Source organism: Pseudomonas sp. Bc-h (assembly GCF_002080045.1).
Lineage (GTDB): Bacteria > Pseudomonadota > Gammaproteobacteria > Pseudomonadales > Pseudomonadaceae > Aquipseudomonas.
In genome coordinates, this window is the sequence record NZ_MUIN01000011.1 from 126,497 (window position 1) to 148,592 (window position 22,096).

A 22,096-nucleotide genomic window follows, 5' to 3' on the forward strand; every position below is an offset into this window, starting at 1 on the left:
CCTTCTGACCAATGGCAAGCTGGCCTGAAAAGTGGATACTGCATCGGCATGTCATACGTGTAAAAATGTCGATCACCATTTCAAGAGCCATAGTCGGGAGGCTCGTTCAATGCGTTACGCCGAAGATCACAAAGCCCAAACCCATCAGCGCATCCTTCACGAAGCCGCCGCGCGCTTTCGTCGGGACGGTATTGGCGCAACTGGTTTGCAGCCGCTGATGAAGGCACTGGGCCTGACCCATGGTGGTTTCTACGCCCATTTCAAATCCAAGGATGACCTGGTCGAAAAAGCCCTGCGTTGCGCAGTGGATCAGTTGCATGAGTCGCGAGCCGCCAAATTGTCCGGGGACGACTCGGCGGCGGCGTTCATCGACATGTACTTGTCGCCCGAGCATCGCACCCAGCCCGAAAACGGCTGCCCTCTGCCGACCATGTCGTCGGAGCTGGGGCAACGTGGCCAGCCGAGCGAAATCACTGACGAGTTGATCGAGCGCATGCTCGCCACGCTCGAAGCCGGGATGGGTGCGGGGAAAGAAAACAGCGACAAGAGCGTCATGCTCATGTCGGGCCTGGTCGGTGCGCTAATGCTCGCTCGCAGTGCAAAGAACCCGCAGTTGGCCGAACGCATCCTGCAAACCACTCGCGATCAGCTCAAGCAGCAGATCGACCAGGCCTGATCGGCAATGAAAAGCCCTGCCGTTTCCGACAGGGCTTTTTATCGTCTCAAGGCTGCCAGCGGCGGAACAGCACGCTGGCGTTGACGCCGCCAAAGCCAAATCCGTTGGATAGCGCGTATTCGATCTTCATCGGTCGCGCCTTGCCGTGGACGATATCGATCCCGGCTGCTGCCTCGTCCGGGTTGTCCAGATTGAGGGTCATCGGCGCGATCTGATCACGAATCGCCAAAGCCGTGAAAATCGCCTCGATGCCACCCGCAGCGCCGAGCAAATGCCCGGTGGCCGACTTGGTCGACGTCACGGCCACACCGTTCTGATCGCCGAACACTGTCTTGATCGCCGCCATTTCCCCTTTGTCCCCTACCGGAGTGGAGGTGGCGTGCGCATTCACATGCTGGATGTCAGACGGCTTGATACCCGCCTGACGAATCGCCGCCTGCATTGCCCGCCGCGCGCCGCTGCCATCTTCGGGGCCGGCAGTGAGGTGATAAGCGTCGGCGCTGGTGCCGTAACCGACCAGCTCAACAATCGGTTTGGCGCCACGAGCCAGAGCGTGTTCAAGCGTTTCGATGACGACGATACCCGCGCCCTCACCCATGACAAAGCCATCACGATCACGATCAAAAGGCCGAGACGCGCGCTCCGGGGTCTCGTTAAAACCACTGGACAACGCCCGCGCCGCCGCGAAGCCACCCAAGGCGACCCGATCAATACAGGCCTCGGCACCGCCACATATCGCGACATCCGCTTCACCGGCAAGAATCATCCGAGCGGCGTCGCCGATGGCCTGCACGCCTGCCGCACATGCGGTAACCGGTGCGCCGATAGGCCCTTGGAAGCCGTGCTGGATCGACACATGCCCAGCAGCCAGGTTGACCAGAAACGAAGGGATGGTGAATGGCGAAAGCCGCCGGGGTCCGCGGGAATCGGTGATCCGCACCGCATCGGCGATGGAAACGAAACCGCCCACACCTGCACCGATGATGGTCGCCGTGCGCTCGCGCTCTTCATTGGTCGATGGCGCCCAGCCAGCCTGCTTGACAGCCTCTTGAGCGGCCCCCAATGCAAACAGGATGAAGCGGTCCATCTTCTTCTGTTCCTTGGGCGGCGCGGCGGCGTCGGCATCAAACCCCGCTTCCGGGTCATCAGCCAGGGTCGGTACCGGCCCACCGACCTTGCCTGGTAAGTCAGCCACCGTTTCTTCGGGCAACTGAACGATGCCAGAGCGCCCTTCGAGCAAACGCTGCCAGACTTTCTCGACACCGGTACCCAAAGGCGTTACCAGCCCCATGCCCGTCACTACGATGCGACGTTCGTTCATGCGTTCACCTTTTCGACTTTCAGGACGTTCACAGGCGCGTACTCAAGCACCTGACGTTTTGTATCGGGAAGCCGCGTGTTGCAGCGACAGATTAGGCCCCAGCGCCAGACGTGCATTGACCAACGCGTCCCAGTCTGCGGCATTGGACAGTGATGGAATGGTGACAAGTTCCTTCTGATCGAAACCTGCCAGCGCTGCGTCGACCATCTCGTTCACGTCCATCACCATTTCTGGAGGGAAGGCATTGAGGTCCATGCCGGCGCGTTCCCAGATCTCTGTACGCGTCGCGCCGGGCATGACCGCCTGAACCTGAACGCCCCTCTCGCCGATTTCGGCATTGAGCGACTGGGTCAGGCTCAGTACGTAGGCCTTGCTTGCGGTGTACACCGCGTTGAAGCGCTCGGGGATCATCGGCACCACCGAGGCGATGTTCACGATCGCGCCGCGACCACGGGCCAGAAAACCGGCTGCCGCCGCCGAGGCGAGATGGGTCAACGCGACGATATTGAGTTGGATCAGCCGATCGACCTCACCCATGTCGGCTTCGGCCAACGCGCTGTTCGACGCCACACCTGCGTTATTCAGCAACAGCGTGATGGACGCGTCACTGCGCAGGCGCTGCTCGACAGTGGAGATATCCGCGGAGCTCGTCAGGTCAGCTTTCAACACCTCGACTGTCACAGACGTCTTTGCACGCAGCTCGGCGGCGAGGGTTTCCAGACGCGCTTGATCGCGCGCGACCAGCAGTAAATCGAAACCGCGTTTGGCCAAGCGATCGGCGTAAGTGGCGCCGATGCCTGAGGAAGCGCCGGTGATCAGGGCTGTACCTTGAGTGCTGGTGGTGCTCATGGGCATTTCTCCGTGGACTTTGAGAGTAGCAACAGGGGCATATTACGCCCGTAATTTAACAAATTATATGGCGACTGACATTTTTCGTGTCAAGCCCTCGTCTGGTAAGCGTCGCCTCACGCAGTTGAAAAACAGGCAAAAAAAGACCGATCCATGATCGGTCTCTTGGTGCCAGGGTCCATCTCAATCGAGAGCGAGCTTGTCGCGATTCCTGTCCAGTAACGCCTTACCGATGCCTTTGACCTCGATTAACTCGTCAACCGAAGTAAAAGCTCCGTTCTCTTCACGATAGGCTACGATTGCAGCTGCTTTGGCCGCGCCTATTCCCGTCAACTCCTTTTGAAGTACCTCGGCAGTGGCGGCATTGAGATTGACCTTGAGCACATTTTCGGCGGCAGCAGGGGTGGAAACCGAGGCCGCAGGGGGTGAGGTGGTCGTGCTATCAGCGGATGCGGCGTTGGCGGCGATGGAAACACTGGCCAGCAGGCCAAAAAAAAGGGACGACAGGTAGGAAGTGCGCATAAGCAATGCTCCATGACATCGTTAGGTAGGAAGCAGCTTTCCTGAGCTGCTTCCCAAACCTAGACGCTGCCGATGAAGCGTCAACGAAAGGATCGGTGACTGGATGTGTATTGCGTCGGAACCCGCTGAATCCAAGCCCTTTGCGCGACTGCGCGGAGGATTTAAGTGAGTAAGCAAAGGTTTCTCAGCTCAGGCCCCCCCTGGCTCGTGACGACGCTGCTGATGAATCCAGTCAACGATATCGCCCTCCGGCGCATATCCACTGACGGTGTCGCCCAAGATCTGACGAACCCTGTTGTAATCGTCTTCGTCCAGCGCCTTGAGCAGGTTCGACAGGCTTTGCTTGAATACATCCCACGAGAGAAAATCTTCCTGAGCACTCATGATCATCGGATGGCTGGTGACTGCCACGTTGTCGCCGATCAGCAGCTCTTCATAAAGCTTTTCACCCGGGCGCAAGCCCGTGAACTCGATTGAAATATCGCCTTGAGGATTCTTGTCCGTGCGAACGCTCAGGCCCGACAAGTGAACCATTTTCTCGGCAAGCTCGATGATTCTGACCGGCTCGCCCATATCGAGTACGAATACATCCCCGCCCTGCCCCATGGAACCCGCCTGAATCACCAGTTGCGCGGCTTCCGGAATGGTCATGAAGTAGCGGGTAATTTTTGGATGGGTGACAGTCAGCGGCCCCCCTGACTTGATCTGCTGATGAAACAGCGGAATCACCGAACCGGAAGAGCCCAGGACATTACCAAAACGCACCATGATGAAACGGGTTTTATTGACCTGATGTACATTGGCGCGGTCCCCGAACATCACCGGAGCCGTCTCGCGACTCAACGCCTGCAGGGTCAACTCCGCCAGGCGCTTGGTGCTGCCCATGATGTTGGTCGGCCTGACCGCCTTGTCAGTGGATATCAGCACAAAGTTGGCAACGCCGGCCTGCAAGGCAGCCTGCGCTGCATTGAGGGTTCCGATCACATTGTTGAGCACACCCTCGGCGATATTGTGCTCGACCATCGGCACATGCTTGTACGCCGCTGCGTGGTAGACCGTATCGACCTTCCAGGTCTTCATGACATCCAGCAGCTTGGAATGATTGCGCACCGAACCGAGTATCGGCAGGACCTTGACCTTCAGCGACTCACGGGCGATTCGCCGCTCAAGTTCTGAAAGAATCGTGTAGAGGTTGAATTCGCTGTGGTCCAGCAACAGCAGAGTCGTTGGCTTGAGCAGCACGATCTGTCGGCACAGCTCCGAGCCAATCGACCCGCCTGCGCCGGTGACCAGCACGCACTGATTCTTGATGCAGTGTTCAAGCAGTTCTTCTTGCGCCGGAACGGAATCACGGCCCAGAAGGTCCGCGATGTCCACTTCCTGCAAGTCATCGACCTTCACACGGCCTGCTGCGAGGTCGGAGAAGTTGGGCACACTGCGAACGTGCAGCGGGAAGCCTTCGAGAAAACCGAGGATTTCACGGCGCCGCGCGCGCGCCGATGAAGGGATCGCGAGCAGGATTTCCTGCGCGCCCGTCGCGTCGATCATCTGCTGGATGTGTTTGGGTTTGTAAACCTGCAGCCCGGAAATTACCCGATTGGAGATCGAGTCGTCATCGTCGATGAAAGCAACCGGGCGCATTGACCGCCCCATCCTCAGCGCGGCAACCAGTTGATTACCGGCCGCGCCCGCACCATAAATGGCAACTTTGGGCAGACCGTCGTCGCGGGTCGCGAACGGCACATGCTGCGCGGCCGAGAACCAGTCACCCAGGAAATATTGGCGCATCGCGAGCCGCAAACCGCCAATCATCACCAGGCTCAACCACCAGTAGTTGAACATCACCGAACGCGGCACGACGTGCTGGTGGTTGCTGTAGAGGTAGACCACAACGCCCAGAATCAACGCTGAAAGACTGACGGCCTTGATAATTGCGACCAGCGCATCGTTGCCGAAATAGCGCATGACGGCGCGGTACATGCCGATCCGGATAAACAGGGGAATAGCGACGACTGGAGCGCTGATGAACAACCACGTGTGGATTTCGAGCGGATTGATGAGATCGTCTATGCCCAGACGGACCACGAAGGCCATCCACAAGGCAAACCAGACCAGACAGACATCTGTCGCGACCTGAATTATCCGCTTCTGCCGACGCGGCAACGCCAGAAGCATAGCGCGCAATTTGTCCATGAATCCCTCGAACACGAGTTCAATCTCCTATCGACCAGCAACAGCAGTGTTGATTCCAGCAATACGCAAGAATTACACCACCCCCAAGGCTCGGGGGCTGCTTCAATTACGTTCAAGCTCTCCAGCGTTGAATTTCAATGCCAGAATCGCCAGCGGAATGTAAGCGACGACTACACCGATCGCACCATCAAGCCCGAACTGCGTAACACAGATGGCCACTGGCAACAGCCAGAACAGATTGATTACACCGACTGCGGACGTCACTGGAAGATGCTCGCCATATTTACGCGACGCAAACTGGTAAGCATGGCTTCTGTGAGCCTCATAGACTTTGTCGCCCCGGACGAGGCGACGGATGAGGGTAACTGTAGCGTCTACGATGAAAACCCCAAGGAGAATAAGCCATGCCCACAATAACTGCGAGGAAATACAAGCCGCCTGGAGCGATAGAAGGCCAAGGATGATGCCTAGAAAGCCGCTCCCCGCATCCCCCATGAAGATTTTGGCGGGAGGGAAGTTCCAGAACAGAAATCCCAGAACGGCCGCTGCCAGCAACAGAGGCAGCCAGATCAGATCGGCAAAACCGCTCAACGCGTAGATCACTGCTGCGCCGATGCACACGCAGACAGCTTCGACGCTGGCAATGCCGTCGATACCGTCCATGAAGTTGTAAAGGTTGAGCAGCCACACCAGATAGACGGCGGCCAGAACATGTCCCACCCAGCCAAGGTCCAGCGCTGCACCGAAAATGACCACGGGTGGTAAGCCGCCTAACCAGACCAATGCCCAGACCGCAGAGAAAAAATGGCCTAACAGACGCCAACGCGCGGCGACATGGCCATGATCGTCGAGAAACCCTAGCGCAGCGATGATCAATCCGGAGCCAAGCAAAGCGAGAAACAGAGGTCCACTGAGCGCGCCTTCCGCGAATAGCAAAACCAATGCAGCAAGGTAGCTGATTACGATGGCGACCCCACCACCTCGTGGTGTGGGAACCGTATGTGAGCTCCTGCCGTTGGGGATATCGAGCAGGCTTTTATGAAGTGCGTAACGCCGCAGCCAGTAAGTCAACGCAAACGAAATACCGACAACCGCAACCGCCAAACACCAATGATCCATTTTTGTTCCGTTGTTGAGTACGCGCGTGCATCCCTCCATCACCTGGAATGAACCGCGGCGATGGAAGGATGGGTCTACGAAAAACGTGCGAAAGATATCACGCAGGGGGCATAACGCTAAAGCGGGAGAGAATGGTGCGGGGCATCGGCCAGCAACCCTTGATCAACCTGTCCAAGGGCCGCGGTACCGTTATCAACCGGCCTTCAGCAACTGCTCGATTTCCTTGACCTTGGCATCCACCAGCGCCGGATCACGGCGACTCTCTACGTTCAGGCGCAGCAATGGCTCGGTGTTCGAACCACGCAGGTTGAAGCGCCATTCGGCGAACTCAAGGCTGATACCGTCAGTCTTGTCGATGTTCGAGCAGATGGGTTCGTAGTGCTCCAGAACCTTGCTCAATACGGTCTTGACGTCTGCGACCTTGTAGTTGATCTCGCCGCTGCACGGATACGCGGCCATGCGCTCATCGACCAGCTGAGAGAACGATTTACCCGAAACCGACATCAGCGCTGTTACCAGCAGCCACGGGATCATCCCGCTGTCGCAGTAGGCAAAATCGCGGAAGTAATGATGCGCGCTCATTTCGCCGCCGTAGACAGCGTCTTCCTTGCGCATACGTTCTTTGATAAACGCATGGCCAGTCTTGCAGAGTACCGGCGTACCGCCTGCCAGATTCACCTGATCGATGGTGTTCCAGGTCAGACGCGGGTCGTGAATGATTTTCGAGCCAGGATGCTGCTTGAGGAGCATTTCTGCCAGCAGGCCCACGAGGTAATAGCCCTCGACGAAACGACCCTTTTCATCGAAAAAGAAGCAGCGGTCGAAGTCACCGTCCCACGCAAGCCCCAACTGGCAATTATGTTCGAGCAACGCAGCGCGAGTCAGCTCGCGGTTTTCCGGGAGCAACGGATTTGGCACGCCGTTCGGGAAGTTGCCATCCGGCTCAGCGTTGATGATCACCCATTCGAAGGGCAGCCTGGCCTTGATCGCCTCCAATGCAGGCCCAACAGCACCGTTACCCGGATCGGCCAGAATCTTCAGGGGCTTGAGGTCAGCGCCTTTTACATAGCTAAGCAAATGTTCGATATAGGCGGCCTTGTCCGGCTTTGCCTCGACGCGGCCCTGCTGGGCAGCTGCTGAGCCATAGTCACCGGCGTCCACTCGCTGACGGATGGCATCAAGACCGGTGTCGCCGCTGATCGGGCGAGATTCGCGCTGGACCAGCTTCATGCCGTTATAACCCTTGGGATTATGACTGGCGGTTACCATCACCCCACCGTCGGCGGCATAGTGACTGGTTGCAAAATAGACTTCTTCGGTACCGCACAAGCCGATGTCGATCACATCGGCGCCGGCCTCCTGAATGCCTTGCATCAAGGCTTGAGCCAGCGCTGGGCTTTCGAGACGCATGTCTCTGCCGACCACGATATTTTTGGCACCCAGTTCCACCACCATGGAGCGCCCAATCCGATAGGCGATATCGGCGTCCAGATCATTTGGGACCTGACCGCGAATATCGTAGGCTTTGAAGCAACGGGTCTGAATAACGGGATAGTCGGGATTCATGTGTAAAAAACCTATGCGACGAAAAAACCCGAGGGTTCTTCTGTTCAGTATGAAGCAGCCCGATCTGCGGGCTGCACGCTACCCTCGCGCATAACAGCTTGAGGCGAGGGTTAGGCAGTAAAAATGGAAATTAGTTAACTCCACGAATGCATTTATCTTCATCGCACCCGCTCCCAGTGTTAACCGGAGACTGCATGGGGATGATATCAAAAAGAAATGTTTGAATTGAGCGCCCCATACATTCAGCTCACGAAGCGCAAACCTGCAGGGACGGTCTTGAGGACGACTTCTGCTTTCGGTCCGCCGCCTGAAAAAAAGCGCAGATTAGCCCATCCACCGTAGAATCCGGCCGCTATGGTTTTACGAAATTTTTCGGAGGTATTCAGGAACAGTCACCCTGAGATAGGGCGAAGAGACGGCGCTGCCAGCGAGGCACCGCATGGCGGACGAGCTCAAGCCTGATCCAGCCAAGGCGAGCCGGTGTCCACCAGGCGTGTCACAACGCTCTGGAAAGCAACGCGCTCAAGCCAGGCGAGACTTCGGCCTTTTGCGTAACCGGGTGACCCAGGTAAGAACCGGGCCAATCAACATCCCAACCAAAAGAGCCAGGATGACCGGCACGGCGACGGACAACTCCGGTGCGGACCAGCCAAAGAACACCAACGCAACGGGCTGTTGGTTTTCAAGCACGAACACAATCGTCACTGCGAGAACCAGCAGGACGATCACAAAAAAAATCAGGCGTTTAACATTCCGCATCGAGTACTCCTCTGACGGCTATTGGAGCTCGTGCTCCTCCTCTTCGTTCACCCGATCACGCAACTCTTTTCCGGGCTTGAAGTGAGGGACGAATTTTCCGTCAAGGCTGACGGATTGTCCGGTTTTAGGATTGCGACCCACGCGAGGCGCGCGGTAATGCAGTGAGAAGCTGCCAAAGCCCCGTATTTCAATACGGTCGCCGGTGGCCAGACATTGCGACATCTGCTCAAGCATGGTCTTGATGGCCAACTCCACATCCTTGGATGAGAGCAGTCCTTGATGGGTGACAATTCGTTCGATCAACTCCGACTTCGTCATATTTTTCCCTTCTTTTTCAAGCAGCTAGGTAAAGCGCTTTGAAGGTTTTAGCATGACCGCGTGAATTTGAACAGCCCATGTTTCGACTTATGTGAGGGGTATTTTCAGGCAACAGGCCATTACGCCGCCCAAGCCGCATCATTCGGGGCCTGGAGCATATCGACGAGGACCGGCATCTCAGCCCTGAAAAACAGTCACCCACAAAAAAGGGCGACCGAAGTCGCCCTTTTTAAATGGTCAGACAGAACTCAGTTCTGCTTTTCCATTTGAGCACGCAGCAGGTCGCCCAGAGTGGTCGGACCAGTGTTTTCCGCGGTTTCAGGCTTGCTACGCAGGCTCTGAATCGCTTCTTTCTCGTCTTCAACGTCTTTCGACTTGATGGACAAGCTGATCACGCGGCTCTTGCGGTCAACGCTGATGATCTTGGCTTCGATCTCTTCGCCTTCTTTCAGGACGTTACGCGCATCTTCAACGCGGTCACGGCTGATTTCGGAGGCTTTCAGAGTAGCTTCGATGTCGTCGGCCAGGGTGATGATGGCGCCTTTGGCGTCAACTTCTTTAACGGTACCGCGAACGATAGCGCCTTTGTCATTGACAGTGACGTACTCGGAGAACGGATCGCTTTCCAGCTGCTTGATACCCAGCGAGATGCGCTCGCGCTCTGGATCAACAGACAGGATCACGGTGTCGAGCTCGTCGCCCTTCTTGAAGCGACGTACGGCTTCTTCGCCCACTTCGTTCCAGGAGATGTCGGACAGGTGAACCAGACCGTCGATGCCGCCGTCCAGACCAATGAAGATACCGAAATCGGTGATCGACTTGATGGTGCCGGAGATCTTGTCGCCCTTGTTGAACTGGCCAGAGAAATCTTCCCATGGGTTAGATTTGCACTGCTTGATGCCCAGGGAGATACGACGACGCTCTTCGTCGATGTCCAGAACCATGACTTCCACTTCATCGCCAACCTGAACGACTTTCGATGGGTGGATGTTCTTGTTGGTCCAGTCCATTTCGGAAACGTGTACCAGGCCTTCCACGCCTTCTTCCAGCTCTGCGAAGCAGCCGTAGTCGGTCAGGTTGGTAACACGCGCGGTCACGCGAGTGCCTTCCGGGTAACGTGCCTTGATAGCAACCCATGGGTCTTCGCCCAGTTGCTTCAGGCCCAGGGAAACACGATTGCGCTCGCGATCGTACTTCAGGACTTTTACATCGATCTCATCGCCAACGTTGACGATTTCCGATGGATGCTTGATGCGCTTCCAGGCCATGTCGGTGATGTGCAGCAGGCCATCGACGCCACCCAGATCGACGAATGCGCCGTAATCGGTGAGGTTCTTGACGATACCTTTGACTTGCTGACCTTCCTGCAGGGATTCCAGCAGAGCTTCGCGCTCGGCGCTGTTCTCGGCTTCCAGGACACTGCGACGGGAAACGACAACGTTGTTGCGCTTCTGGTCCAGCTTGATGACCTTGAATTCCAGCTCTTTGCCTTCCAGGTGCGTGGTGTCGCGCACTGGACGGACGTCAACCAGAGAACCTGGCAGGAACGCACGGATGCCGTTAACGTCGACAGTGAAGCCGCCTTTAACCTTACCGTTGATAACGCCCTTGACCACTTCTTCAGCTGCGAAAGCCGCTTCCAGAACGATCCAGCACTCAGCACGCTTGGCTTTTTCGCGGGACAGTTTGGTTTCGCCAAAGCCGTCTTCGACCGCGTCCAGCGCAACGTGAACTTCGTCACCGACCTTGATGGTCAGCTCGCCAGCGTCGTTGTAGAACTGCTCCAGCGGGATGACGCCTTCAGACTTCAGGCCAGCGTGTACGGTAACCCAGTCGCCGTCGATGTCGACAACGATACCGGTGATGATCGCACCCGGCTGAAGATTGAGGGTCTTTAGGCTTTCTTCAAAGAGTTCTGCAAAGCTTTCGCTCATTTTAATTCCTGTTGATAAAGGCGAAGAATCCGCCTATCTGCCACGCTCCAGACAACGTGGGTTTCGTTCATATGAAAGAAAGCCTGCGGGACTATGACTGGTCTCCCACATGGCTTCCTGGTCATCCAGCGATATCGCGAAGCGCGACTTCACTCAGGATGCGTTCCAGCACCTGCTCGATGGACAATTCGGTGGAATCCAGCTGAATGGCGTCATGCGCCGGCTTGAGCGGGGCTACCGCTCGCTGGGTGTCGCGTTCGTCACGGACACGTATCTCATCTAGCAGACTCGACAGACTAACATCGTCCCCCTTGCCCTTCAACTGCAAATATCGGCGACGGGCACGCTCTTCGGCACTGGCGGTCAGAAAAACCTTCAAGGGCGCCGCTGGAAACACCACCGTTCCCATGTCGCGGCCATCGGCGATCAGGCCCGGAAACTCCTGAAAAGCCCGCTGGCGCTGCAGCAATGCTTCCCGCACCGCAGGCAGTGATGCAACCTGAGAAGCGCCGCTGCCGATCTGCTCGTTGCGGATCGCCAGGGTCACGTCTTCACCTTCCAGAATGATGCGCTGACCGTGATCGTCGGTGGCCGCTTCGAACTGGACATCAAGGTGCGCAGCAAGAAGCTTGAGCGCTTCTTCATTGGTCAGGTCGACGCCGTGATTGCGGGCAGCGAAGGCCAGCAGGCGATAAAGTGCGCCGGAATCCAGCAGGCACCAACCCAGACGCTTGGCCAGCAATCCGGCCACCGTCCCTTTTCCAGAACCGCTTGGTCCGTCGATCGTAATGACCGGAGCTTGAGCTTTCACGATTGCCCCTCTTGCGCTACACGAATACCCACCTGACCACAAAGCGTCAGGAAATTGGGGAAAGAAGTCGCCACGTTGGCGCAGTCCCGAATGCGGATCGGGGCTGCAGCGCGCAACGACGCGATACTGAAAGCCATGGTGATACGATGATCGCCATGGCCGTCGACTTCACCGCCACCGATCGACCCGCCTTCAATAATGAGGCCATCGGCGGTCGGTTCAACCTTTATACCCAGTGTTGTCAGACCATCGGCCATGGCCTGGATGCGATCGGACTCCTTGACGCGCAGTTCCTGCGCCCCGCGCAACACCGTGCGCCCTTCGGCACAGGCCGCAGCGACAAACAGCACCGGAAACTCGTCGATCGCCAGCGGCACCAGCGCCTCGGGAATCACGACCCCCTTGAGCTTCGCATGACGAACACGCAGATCGGCCACCGGCTCGCCACCCGCTTCGCGCAGATTCTGCACGGAAACGTCCGCGCCCATCAGGCGCAGGATGTCGATCACCCCGGTGCGGCTCGGATTGACGCCGACATGTTCGAGCAGCAGATCTGAACCCTCGGCTATCGACGCCGCCACCATGAAGAAGGCCGCCGACGAGATGTCTGCAGGGACTTCGATGCGGGTCGCCGTGAGTGTAGCGCCCGCCTCCACCGCCGCCGTCGCGCCATTGCCTGCAACGGGGTAGCCAAAACCACGCAGCATGCGTTCGGTATGATCCCGCGTGGGCGCGAGCTCGGTGATGGTCGTCTTGCCTTGCGCATACAGACCGGCGAGCAGTAAACAGGATTTGACCTGGGCACTGGCCACCGGCATGACGTAGCTGATGCCCTTGAGAGACTTGTCACCGCGAATGGTCAGCGGCGGACGACCGTCTGCTGCCGTCTCGATGACCGCGCCCATCTGCCGTAACGGCTCGGCGATTCGTTCCATCGGGCGCCTGGACAGCGACGCGTCACCGGTCAGCACGCTGTCGAAGCTTTGTGCTGCCAGCAAGCCGGACAACAGGCGCATGGAAGTCCCCGAGTTACCGAGGTAGATCGGACCCGGCGCCGGCTTCAGGCCATGCAGACCCACGCCGTGAATCGTCAGGCGACCATGATGCGGCCCCTCGATCACGACACCCATGTCGCGGAACGCCTGCAAGGTCGCCAGCGCATCTTCGCCTTCAAGGAAGCCTTCGACTTCGGTGACTCCCTGAGCCAGCGAGCCCAGCATGATCGAACGGTGAGAAATCGATTTATCACCAGGAACGCGGATCTGTCCCCTGACACGGCCACCTGGCTGAGCAATGAAAGTCATTTCCTCAGCGCACGCTTTTTCAACATAGGCGCGCCGGGCCAGAATCTTTCCGAAATGCTCGCGGGCTACACGGGCGCGGGTGAAAACGCCGAGCAACTGATGGCCGTCCCCGGCATCCACTGCATCTCGCAGTGCATCCAGATCGCTTCGGAACGTATCCAGAGTGCGCAGCACGGCCTCGCGGTTGGCGAGGAAGATGTCATGCCACATCACCGGATCGCTGCCTGCGATGCGGGTGAAGTCGCGAAAACCGCCCGCCGCGTACCGGAAGATATCAAGGTTTTCGTTGCGCTTGGCCAGCGAATCCACCAGACCGAATGCCAGCAGGTGCGGCAAATGACTGGTCGCTGCCAGCACTTCGTCATGGCGCTCGACCTGCATGTGCTCGACGTCGGCGCCCAACGCGGACCACATCCGATCGACCAGCGCCAGAGCGTCGGGATCGGTTTCAGGCAACGGAGTCAGGATCACCTTGTGACGACGGAACAGCTGAGCGTTGGATGCCTCTACCCCGCTCTGCTCAGAGCCTGCAATCGGGTGGCCAGGCACGAAACGCGCGGGCATCGCGCCAAACACTTCACGCGCGGCGCGCACGACATTGCCCTTGGCGCTGCCAACGTCTGTCAGCACGGCATCACCGAGGTCGAGCTTTGCCAGCACACCCAGCAGTTTCTCCATGGCCAGGATCGGTACGGCCAATTGAATGACATCGGCACCGACACAGGCCGCAGCAAGATTGTCTTCACAGCGATCGACGACACCCAGTTCGACGGCCAGTTTGCGCGATTGCGGGTCGAGGTCGACGCCGACCACTTCGCGGCACAGGCCGCTTTCCTTCAAACCCTTGGCGAACGAACCCCCGATCAAACCGAGGCCGACCACCACCAGGCGACCGATCATAGGCACAGTGGATTGCACTGCCGTGACATTAGCCATGACATCAACCACGCGCCAGAACCTTGCTCAACGCTTCGAGGAAACGGCTGTTTTCAGCAGGCAGACCGATGCTCACCCGTAGGTGATTCGGCATGCCATAGCCCGCAACCGGACGCACGATGACGCCCTCGCGCAGAAGCCCGTCGTAGACAGAGGCGGCTTCACGACCGAGGTCGACAGCGATGAAGTTGGCCTTGGACGCAATCCAGCCCAGCCCCAACTGACGCAAACCCTCTTCCATCTGCTGCATGCCAGCTTCGTTCAGCCGACGGCTTTCGGCCACGTAATCGGTGTCATCCAGCGCGGCACAAGCGGCGGCCAGAGCAAAGCTGTTGACGTTAAACGGCTGGCGCACGCGGTTCAGCACGTCAGCCACCACCGGGGATGACAACGCATACCCGACACGCAACGACGCAAGCCCAAAGGCTTTGGAGAAGGTACGCGAAACCAGCAGATTCGGATAAGCAGCAAGGAATTTCAGGCCATCCGGCAATTCGGCGCCTGCGGCGTATTCGATGTACGCCTCGTCCAGCACGACCAATACGTCTTTGGGCACCTCGGCGAGAAAGTCCGAAAGCGCATTGGGCCCGAACCAGGTCCCGGTCGGGTTATTCGGATTGGCGATGAAGACCACCCGCGTATTGCTGTCGATGGCGGCGAGCATCGCGGGCAGATCGTGCCCCCAATTCCTGGCCTTCGCTACGCGCGCGTCAGCACCAACGGCCTGAGTGACGATCGGGTAGATCGCGAATGCGTGCTCACTGAATACCGCATTAAGCCCCGGCGCCAGGTAGGCACGGGCGACGATTTCAAGGATGTCGTTGGAGCCATTACCCAGAGTGACCTGGTTGGCATTGACGCCGTAGCGAACGGACAGGCGCTGCTTGAGATCGAAACCGTTGCCGTCGGGGTAACGGGTCAATTCATCCAGCGCTTCACGGATCGCAGCGAGCGCCTTGGGACTTGCGCCCATCGGGTTTTCGTTGCTGGCCAGCTTGATGATGCGAGCCGGATCGATATCCAGTTCACGCGCCAATTCGTCCACCGGTTTGCCGGGAACGTAAGGCGATAGTTTTTGCACGCCAGCCTGTGCCAGCGCGAGGAAGTCGCCGCTCATTTACCGCTTTACCTCTAAATAGAACAACAATCGCGCAAACTCAGCCCCCCGCAACAGTCCGGCTTGCAGGCGGTCGCGATCTTACAGGCGCGACCGCCGACAAGGCGGAGTGCTACAGAGGCAATCGGAGCCTTAGAGCACTGCTTTCGGATAGGAACCCAGCACCTTCAGTGCCACTGCTTCCTGACTGATTCGTTCCAGTACCGCCTTGATCAGCGGGTCCCGGTGATGCCCGACGAAATCGATAAAGAACACGTAGGTCCATTTACCGCTGCGTGAAGGTCGGGTTTCGATACGGGTCAGGTCGATTCCGTTCTCATGGAAAGGCACCAGCAACTCATGCAGAGCGCCAGGCTTGTTGCTCATCGATACGATGATCGAGGTCTTGTCGTCACCCGTCGGCGGCACTTCCTGATTGCCGATCATCAGGAAGCGTGTCGAGTTGTCGGGACGGTCTTCGATCTTCTCGGCAATGCGCGACAGGCCATACAGACCAGCGGCCATGTCACCGGCGATGGCGGCGGAGTTCCACTCGCTCTTCACTCGCTTCGCCGCCTCGGCGTTGCTGGAAACCGCGACACGCTCGACGTTGGGATAGTGCGCATCCAGCCACTTGCGGCACTGGGCCAGCGACTGGGCATGGGAGTAGATACGGCTGATGCTGTCGGTCTTGGTATTCTCTCCCACCAGCAGATGGTGGTGAATACGCAGCTCGACTTCGCCACAGATGACCATGTCGTGTTCGAGGAAGCTGTCCAGTGTGTGGTTGACCGCACCTTCGGTGGAGTTTTCCACCGGGACCACACCGAAGTTGACGGCACCGGCAGCCACCTCACGGAACACTTCGTCGATCGCCGCCATCGGCTTACTGATCACCGCGTGGCCGAAGTGTTTCAGCGCAGCGGCCTGGGTGAAGGTGCCTTCAGGGCCCAGATAAGCGACCTTGAGCGGCTGCTCCAGCGCGAGGCACGAAGACATGATCTCGCGGAACAGACGCGCCATCTCTTCGTTGCTCAGCGGGCCACGGTTACGCTCCATGACACGCTTGAGCACTGCGGCTTCACGCTCGGGACGGTAGAAGATCGGCTCTTCGCCTTCCGCCAGTTCGGCCATCTTCACCCGCGCCACTTCCTGCGCGCAGCGTGCCCGTTCACTGATCAACTCCAGGACTTTCTCGTCCAGGCTGTCGATGCGAACGCGCAGCGCCTTGAGCTCTTGTTCAGACATCAGCCGTGTTCCTTCTCGAATTCGGCCATGTAGGCCACCAGCGCTTCGACTGCGTCCAGACCCAACGCGTTGTAGATCGAGGCGCGCATGCCACCGACCGAGCGGTGACCCTTGAGATTGAGCAGAGCACGCTCATCGGCACCGGCGAGGAACGCCTTGTCCAGGCGCTCATCGGCCAGGCGGAACGGCACGTTCATCCACGAACGGGCGTTGTGGCTGATCGGGTTGGTGTAGAAGTCGCTGTTGTCGATGAAGCCGTAGAGACGGTCTTTCTTGGCGCGGTTGCGTCTTTCCATCGCATCGACGCCGCCCTGCTCCTTGAGCCACTCAAACACGAGGCCCGAGAGGTACCAGGAATAGGTGGCCGGGGTGTTGTACATCGAACCGTTGTCGGCCGATACCTTGTAGTCGAGCATCGTCGGGCAGCTGCTGCGGGCGCGGCCGAGCAGGTCTTCACGAACGATGACTACCACCAGGCCGCTCGGGCCGATGTTCTTCTGTGCGCCAGCGTAGATCAGGCCGAATTGCGAGACGTCGATCGGACGCGAGAGGATGTCCGAAGACATGTCGACAACCAACGGAACGTCACCGGTCTCAGGCACCCAGTCGAACTGCAGACCACCAATGGTCTCGTTTGAGGCGTAGTGCACGTAGGCTGCATTCCTGGTCAGGTTCCACTCGTTCTGACCCGGGATCGCCAGATAGTCGAATGGCTTGGCGCTGGCGGCAACATTGATAGTGCCGAAACGACGCCCTTCCTCGATGGCCTTCTTCGACCAGATGCCGGTCTCGATGTAGTCGGCCGTGCCGTTTTCCGGCAGCAGGTTCAGCGGGATCTCGGCGAACTGCTGGCTGGCACCACCTTGCAGGAACAGAATCTTGTAGTTGGAGGGTACGGACAGCAGCTCACGCAGGTCCTGCTCGGCCTTCTCGGCAATGGCGGTGTAATCATCGCTGCGATGACTCATTTCCATCACTGACAAGCCCTTGCCATGCCAGTCCAGCATCTCGGCCTGGGCGCGTAGCAGAACAGCTTCAGGAAGCGCGGCAGGGCCGGCGCAGAAGTTAAAGGCTCGCTTGCTCATATCCACTCTCGTCAACTCGTTGAATTCGAAAACACCGTAGCAGTGCAGCCGGGCGGCGCGACCAGCCAGACTGCTACAGATTTGGCCAGAGCCAAAAAGGGGCCAGAAAAGGCCCCCGTTACAACGTCTATCAGTCCTGCGGCTCTTCTTCGTCGGCAGCGTCGGCTTGCAGATCGCTGGCCGATTCGTCGGCATCGGACAGGTTCACGACCTCGCCTTCAATCGCCTCACCGTACAGCTCTTCGCCTTCCAGTTCTTCGCCCTCGACTTCCGAAGGCTCCTGAACACGCTCCAGGCCAACCAGTTTTTCGTCCTTGGCCAGCTTGATCAGGGTCACACCCTGAGTGTTGCGGCCCAGGCTCGACACTTCGTCGACACGGGTACGAACCAGAGTGCCCTGGTCGGAAATCAGCATGATTTCCTCGCCGTCCTGCACCTGAACTGCGCCCACCAGGCGGCCGTTACGGTCGTTGCTGACCATGGCGATAACGCCCTGACCGCCACGCTTGTATTCAGGGAACTCGGTGATGGCGGTGCGCTTGCCATAACCGCGCTCGGAAGCGGTGAGAATCTCGCTGCCTTCTTCGGGGATCAGCATGGAAATCAGCTTCTGCCCTTCCGGCAGACGCATGCCACGCACACCGCGCGCGGTACGGCCCATGGCGCGAACTTCGGATTCCTTGAAGCGAGTGACCTTGCCACCGTCGGAGAACAGCATGATTTCCTGTTCGCCATCAGTGATGGCCGCAGAAATCAGGATGTCGCCTTCGTCCAGCTCGAGCGCGATCAGACCGACGCTGCGTTGACGGCTGAAAGCCACCAGCGGGGTCTTCTTGACGGTACCGTTGGCGGTGGACATGAAGATGAACGGTGCCTTCTTCTTGTCTGCTGCCTTGATACGCGCCTTGCGCTCTTCTTCGGTCTCGTTGGCATTCTCGATGTCTTCGATGTCCGACTCGGCGCCTTCTGCCTCTTCTTCGTCAGCCCGCTTGCGCATGGCTTCCAGATCCACCGGCAGCATGGTGGTGATGTATTCGCCTTCGCTCAACGGCAACAGGTTGACCAGCGGACGGCCACGGGCAGCGCGGGACGCTTCCGGAATCTCGTAGGTCTTGAGCCAGTACACTTTGCCCTTGCTGGAGAACATCAGCAGCGTGGTGTGGCTGTTGGCGACCAGCAGGTGAGCGATGTAATCCTCATCCTTGACGCCGGTGGCCGACTTGCCTTTGCCGCCGCGACGCTGAGCCTGGTACACGGCCAGCGGTTGAGTCTTGGCATAACCACCGTGAGAGATGGTCACGACGCGCTCTTCTTCCGGGATCATGTCACCCAGGGTCAGGTCCAGACGCGCATCGAGGATTTCGGTGCGGCGCACGTCACCGTATTCGGCGCGGATCAGCTCCAGCTCTTCGCGGATGACTTCCATCAGGCGCGTGGAGCTGTTGAGGATGCGGATCAGCTCGCCGATCTGAGTCAGGATTTCCTGATACTCGGTCAGCAGTTTTTCGTGCTCCAGACCGGTCAGACGGTGCAGACGCAGTTCCAGAATCGCCTGAGCCTGTTCCGGTGACAGGAAATACTTGCCGTCACGCAGGCCGTATTGCGGATCGAGATTTTCCGGACGGGACGACTCGGCGCCTGCGCGCTCGACCATCTCCACCACAGCGCTCGATTCCCACGGCGTGTTGATCAGACCTTCTTTCGCTTCGGCCGGGGTCGGCGACGCCTTGATCAGCTCGATCACCGGGTCGATGTTGGACAGGGCAACCGCCTGACCTTCGAGAATGTGACCACGCTCGCGGGCCTTGCGCAGCTCGAACACGGTGCGGCGGGTTACCACTTCGCGACGGTGACGGATGAAGGCTTCCAGCAGGTCCTTGAGGTTGAGGATCCGTGGGCGGCCGTCGATCAGCGCAACGATGTTGATACCGAAGACGCTCTGCAGCTGGGTCTGGGCATAGAGGTTGTTGAGGATGACCTCAGGCACTTCGCCACGACGCAGCTCGATGACCACGCGCATACCGTCCTTGTCGGACTCGTCACGCAGTTCGGTGATGCCTTCGAGTTTCTTTTCTTTGACCAGCTCGGCGATCTTTTCGATCAGACGCGCCTTGTTCAGCTGGTACGGCAGCTCGGTGATGACGATCTGCTGACGACCGCCGACCTTGTCGATGTCTTCGACGATCGAACGGGCGCGCATGTAAATGCGGCCACGGCCGGTCTTGTAGGCTTCGACGATGCCGGCACGACCGTTGATGATCGCAGCTGTCGGGAAGTCCGGGCCCGGGATGTATTGCATCAACTCGTCGACGGTCAGGTCGCCGTTGTCGATCAGCGCCAGGCAGCCGTCGATGACTTCACCGAGGTTGTGTGGCGGAATGTTGGTCGCCATGCCCACGGCGATACCGCTGGAACCGTTGACCAGCAGGTTCGGGATACGGGTCGGCATGACCGCCGGGATCTGCTCGGTGCCGTCGTAGTTAGGCACCCAGTCGACGGTTTCCTTGTGCAGGTCGGCCAGCAGCTCGTGCGCCAGCTTGGTCATGCGCACTTCGGTGTATCGCATGGCCGCGGCGTTGTCGCCGTCCACGGAACCGAAGTTGCCCTGGCCGTCTACCAGCAGGTAGCGCAGGGAGAAGGGTTGGGCCATACGTACGATGGTGTCGTAGACAGCCGTGTCGCCGTGCGGGTGGTACTTACCGATGACGTCACCGACCACACGAGCGGATTTCTTGTACGGCTTGTTCCAGTCGTTACCCAGTTCGCTCATTGCGAACAGTACACGCCGGTGCACGGGCTTCAAGCCATCGCGCGCATCGGGCAGAGCTCGTCCGACGATGACGCTCATCGCGTAGTCGAGGTAGGACTGCTTCAGCTCGTCTTCGATATTGACCGGGAGGATTTCTTTGGCCAGTTCGCCCATGAGAAGCCTGATTCCTTTTTCTGGTGAAACCTCGTTCATCCATCCGGGATGAACGAAGCTCGTCGCTGCTGGCGATTGCCTAGCAACGACTTACGACAAATCAGCGAGTTAAGCCATGGATTTGCGCAGTAAAGAGGGCCGCAATGCGCCCCCTTGGAAACCGCCGGATGTTACCACAATCGCCGTCAGGCACGAAGCCTTTGAGAGCGCTGAAAATGAGCCATTTCGCCAGTAGGGCCCTGAGAAGCGCTTACAGGGCCCGGTAGCGCCTCCCCGGACAGGCGGTATGACTCATCAGGGAGGGATCAATGCAGACGCTTACGGCACATCAGCTGTGCCATTTTTGCTGTGTCAGGGCGTTCGACGATGCCTTTTTCGGTCACGATCACGTCGATCAGGTCCGCTGGCGTCACGTCGAAAACGGCATTGAAGGCATCGACCTCTGCCCCCAATCGCTGACCGCCGACTTCCAGCAGCTCCTTTCCATCGCGCTCTTCGATGGGAATGTCCTCGCCGCTGGGCAGATTCATGTCGATGGTCGAACTCGGCGCGACCACCATGAAGCGCACGCCGTGGTGCATGGCGGCGACCGCCAGTTGATAGGTACCGATCTTGTTGGCGACATCGCCATTGGCAGTGATGCGGTCGGCACCGACGATGACCCAGGTAATGCCTTTGGTCTTCATCAGATGCGCGGCGGCGGAGTCTGCGTTCACGGTGACCGGAATGCCTTCATTGACCAGTTCCCAGGCCGTCAGTCGCGAGCCTTGCAGCCAAGGGCGGGTCTCGTCGGCGTAGACGCGCTCGATCATGCCTTCTATATGGGCCGCACGAATCACGCCCAGCGCGGTGCCGAAACCACCGGTAGCCAGGGCCCCTGCGTTGCAGTGGGTCAGCACGGTCTGCAGATTGCCCTGATGTTTGCGAATCAGTTCGGCGCCCAATTGCGCCATGGTCAGGTTGGCTTCGCGATCGCTGAGGTGAATCCCCACCGCCTCGACCTCCATCGCCTTGCGAGGGTCTTCGTGATCCTTGAGCCGGTACAGGCGCTCACGCATGCGATTCACTGCCCAGAACAGATTGACTGCAGTGGGCCGAGCGTTGACCAGCATGTCGAAATCTTCTTCCAGCGCCATCTGCCAGTCGCCACCTGCCGCATAACGGTCAACAACAGCCAGCACAATGCCGTAAGCGGCGCTGATGCCAATGGCCGGCGCGCCACGCACGACCATCGTGCGAATGGCCTCGGCCACCGCGCCGACATTGTCATAGGGATGCCAGGTTTCCTCGAACGGCAACACTCGCTGATCCAGCAGATACAGCGTGCCGTCCCGCCAATCGATGGCCTTTACTTTCTCCGCAGCCAATAATCGATCGCGCATCGCACACCCCACATGATGATTTTGAAAAGCCAAACCCTGAATCCACCCGACCGA

At 58.7% G+C, this 22,096-nt stretch carries 17 protein-coding genes; 1 reads left to right on the plus strand and 16 read right to left on the minus strand.

Annotation, left to right across the window (positions count from 1 at the left end):
* Positions 1-109 precede the first annotated feature (109 nt).
* Positions 110-676: a TetR/AcrR family transcriptional regulator gene (locus BWR59_RS20890; protein ID WP_081567536.1), complete on the plus strand. Its 567-nt coding sequence runs from the start codon at positions 110-112 to the stop codon at positions 674-676.
* 46 nt (positions 677-722) lie between these two features.
* Here BWR59_RS20890 and fabF read toward each other — a convergent pair whose 3' ends face one another.
* The 16 genes from fabF to mtnA form a co-directional block, all read right to left on the minus strand.
* Positions 723-1,997, minus strand: a complete 1,275-nt coding sequence (gene fabF, locus BWR59_RS20895) for a beta-ketoacyl-ACP synthase II (protein ID WP_081567537.1) — start codon at positions 1,995-1,997, stop codon at positions 723-725.
* Positions 1,998-2,039: 42 nt separating this feature from the next.
* Positions 2,040-2,846, minus strand: coding sequence for an SDR family oxidoreductase (locus tag BWR59_RS20900; protein WP_081567538.1), 807 nt, complete (start codon positions 2,844-2,846; stop codon positions 2,040-2,042).
* A gap of 183 nt (positions 2,847-3,029) precedes the next feature.
* Positions 3,030-3,368 (minus strand): helix-hairpin-helix domain-containing protein, encoded by a 339-nt coding sequence (locus BWR59_RS20905; RefSeq protein WP_081567539.1) that lies wholly within the window; start codon positions 3,366-3,368, stop codon positions 3,030-3,032.
* Between the two features lie 189 nt (positions 3,369-3,557).
* Positions 3,558-5,561, minus strand: a complete 2,004-nt coding sequence (locus tag BWR59_RS20910; RefSeq protein WP_081567943.1) for a nucleoside-diphosphate sugar epimerase/dehydratase — start codon at positions 5,559-5,561, stop codon at positions 3,558-3,560.
* Between the two features lie 102 nt (positions 5,562-5,663).
* Positions 5,664-6,680: a glycosyltransferase family 4 protein gene (locus tag BWR59_RS20915; protein ID WP_081567540.1), complete on the minus strand. Its 1,017-nt coding sequence runs from the start codon at positions 6,678-6,680 to the stop codon at positions 5,664-5,666.
* Positions 6,681-6,872: 192 nt separating this feature from the next.
* On the minus strand, positions 6,873-8,246 hold the full coding sequence (locus tag BWR59_RS20920) for a phosphomannomutase (RefSeq protein ID WP_081567541.1): 1,374 nt from the start codon (positions 8,244-8,246) through the stop codon (positions 6,873-6,875).
* 522 nt (positions 8,247-8,768) lie between these two features.
* The gene (locus BWR59_RS20925) at positions 8,769-9,005 is read right to left on the minus strand and encodes a LapA family protein (RefSeq protein ID WP_081567542.1); all 237 of its coding nucleotides are present in this window, start codon (positions 9,003-9,005) and stop codon (positions 8,769-8,771) included.
* An 18-nt stretch (positions 9,006-9,023) separates the two neighbouring features.
* Complete coding sequence (ihfB, locus tag BWR59_RS20930; RefSeq protein ID WP_037011901.1) at positions 9,024-9,323, minus strand: integration host factor subunit beta; 300 nt, start codon at positions 9,321-9,323, stop codon at positions 9,024-9,026.
* A gap of 248 nt (positions 9,324-9,571) precedes the next feature.
* Positions 9,572-11,257 (minus strand): 30S ribosomal protein S1, encoded by a 1,686-nt coding sequence (gene rpsA, locus BWR59_RS20935; protein ID WP_081567543.1) that lies wholly within the window; start codon positions 11,255-11,257, stop codon positions 9,572-9,574.
* A 121-nt stretch (positions 11,258-11,378) separates the two neighbouring features.
* Positions 11,379-12,068: a (d)CMP kinase gene (gene cmk, locus BWR59_RS20940; protein ID WP_081567544.1), complete on the minus strand. Its 690-nt coding sequence runs from the start codon at positions 12,066-12,068 to the stop codon at positions 11,379-11,381.
* Entirely contained in the window at positions 12,065-14,272 is a 2,208-nt protein-coding gene (locus tag BWR59_RS20945) for a bifunctional prephenate dehydrogenase/3-phosphoshikimate 1-carboxyvinyltransferase (protein WP_230982064.1), read from the minus strand. The genes cmk and BWR59_RS20945 overlap by 4 nt, the downstream gene beginning before the upstream one ends.
* 40 nt (positions 14,273-14,312) lie before the next feature.
* Positions 14,313-15,425: a histidinol-phosphate transaminase gene (gene hisC, locus BWR59_RS20950; protein ID WP_081567545.1), complete on the minus strand. Its 1,113-nt coding sequence runs from the start codon at positions 15,423-15,425 to the stop codon at positions 14,313-14,315.
* Between the two features lie 132 nt (positions 15,426-15,557).
* Positions 15,558-16,652 (minus strand): prephenate dehydratase, encoded by a 1,095-nt coding sequence (gene pheA, locus BWR59_RS20955; protein WP_081567546.1) that lies wholly within the window; start codon positions 16,650-16,652, stop codon positions 15,558-15,560.
* Positions 16,652-17,737, minus strand: a complete 1,086-nt coding sequence (gene serC, locus BWR59_RS20960; protein WP_081567547.1) for a 3-phosphoserine/phosphohydroxythreonine transaminase — start codon at positions 17,735-17,737, stop codon at positions 16,652-16,654. Before serC ends, pheA begins: the two co-directional genes overlap by 1 nt.
* 130 nt (positions 17,738-17,867) lie before the next feature.
* Positions 17,868-20,660 (minus strand): DNA gyrase subunit A, encoded by a 2,793-nt coding sequence (gyrA, locus tag BWR59_RS20965; RefSeq protein WP_081567548.1) that lies wholly within the window; start codon positions 20,658-20,660, stop codon positions 17,868-17,870.
* Between the two features lie 305 nt (positions 20,661-20,965).
* Positions 20,966-22,042, minus strand: a complete 1,077-nt coding sequence (mtnA, locus tag BWR59_RS20970) for an S-methyl-5-thioribose-1-phosphate isomerase (RefSeq protein WP_081567549.1) — start codon at positions 22,040-22,042, stop codon at positions 20,966-20,968.
* Positions 22,043-22,096 lie beyond the last annotated feature (54 nt).

What these genes read in the sequence shown, in the direction of transcription:
- BWR59_RS20890 (WP_081567536.1), top strand. Translation starts at nt 110, where the DNA reads ATGCGTTACGCCGAAGATCACAAAGCCCAAACCCATCAGCGCATCCTT.
- fabF (WP_081567537.1), bottom strand. Translation starts at nt 1,997, where the DNA reads ATGAACGAACGTCGCATCGTAGTGACGGGCATGGGGCTGGTAACGCCT.
- BWR59_RS20900 (WP_081567538.1), bottom strand. Translation starts at nt 2,846, where the DNA reads ATGAGCACCACCAGCACTCAAGGTACAGCCCTGATCACCGGCGCTTCC.
- BWR59_RS20905 (WP_081567539.1), bottom strand. Translation starts at nt 3,368, where the DNA reads ATGCGCACTTCCTACCTGTCGTCCCTTTTTTTTGGCCTGCTGGCCAGT.
- BWR59_RS20910 (WP_081567943.1), bottom strand. Translation starts at nt 5,561, where the DNA reads ATGGACAAATTGCGCGCTATGCTTCTGGCGTTGCCGCGTCGGCAGAAG.
- BWR59_RS20915 (WP_081567540.1), bottom strand. Translation starts at nt 6,680, where the DNA reads ATGGATCATTGGTGTTTGGCGGTTGCGGTTGTCGGTATTTCGTTTGCG.
- BWR59_RS20920 (WP_081567541.1), bottom strand. Translation starts at nt 8,246, where the DNA reads ATGAATCCCGACTATCCCGTTATTCAGACCCGTTGCTTCAAAGCCTAC.
- BWR59_RS20925 (WP_081567542.1), bottom strand. Translation starts at nt 9,005, where the DNA reads ATGCGGAATGTTAAACGCCTGATTTTTTTTGTGATCGTCCTGCTGGTT.
- ihfB (WP_037011901.1), bottom strand. Translation starts at nt 9,323, where the DNA reads ATGACGAAGTCGGAGTTGATCGAACGAATTGTCACCCATCAAGGACTG.
- rpsA (WP_081567543.1), bottom strand. Translation starts at nt 11,257, where the DNA reads ATGAGCGAAAGCTTTGCAGAACTCTTTGAAGAAAGCCTAAAGACCCTC.
- BWR59_RS20945 (WP_230982064.1), bottom strand. Translation starts at nt 14,272, where the DNA reads ATGATCGGTCGCCTGGTGGTGGTCGGCCTCGGTTTGATCGGGGGTTCG.
- hisC (WP_081567545.1), bottom strand. Translation starts at nt 15,425, where the DNA reads ATGAGCGGCGACTTCCTCGCGCTGGCACAGGCTGGCGTGCAAAAACTA.
- pheA (WP_081567546.1), bottom strand. Translation starts at nt 16,652, where the DNA reads ATGTCTGAACAAGAGCTCAAGGCGCTGCGCGTTCGCATCGACAGCCTG.
- serC (WP_081567547.1), bottom strand. Translation starts at nt 17,737, where the DNA reads ATGAGCAAGCGAGCCTTTAACTTCTGCGCCGGCCCTGCCGCGCTTCCT.
- gyrA (WP_081567548.1), bottom strand. Translation starts at nt 20,660, where the DNA reads ATGGGCGAACTGGCCAAAGAAATCCTCCCGGTCAATATCGAAGACGAG.
- mtnA (WP_081567549.1), bottom strand. Translation starts at nt 22,042, where the DNA reads ATGCGCGATCGATTATTGGCTGCGGAGAAAGTAAAGGCCATCGATTGG.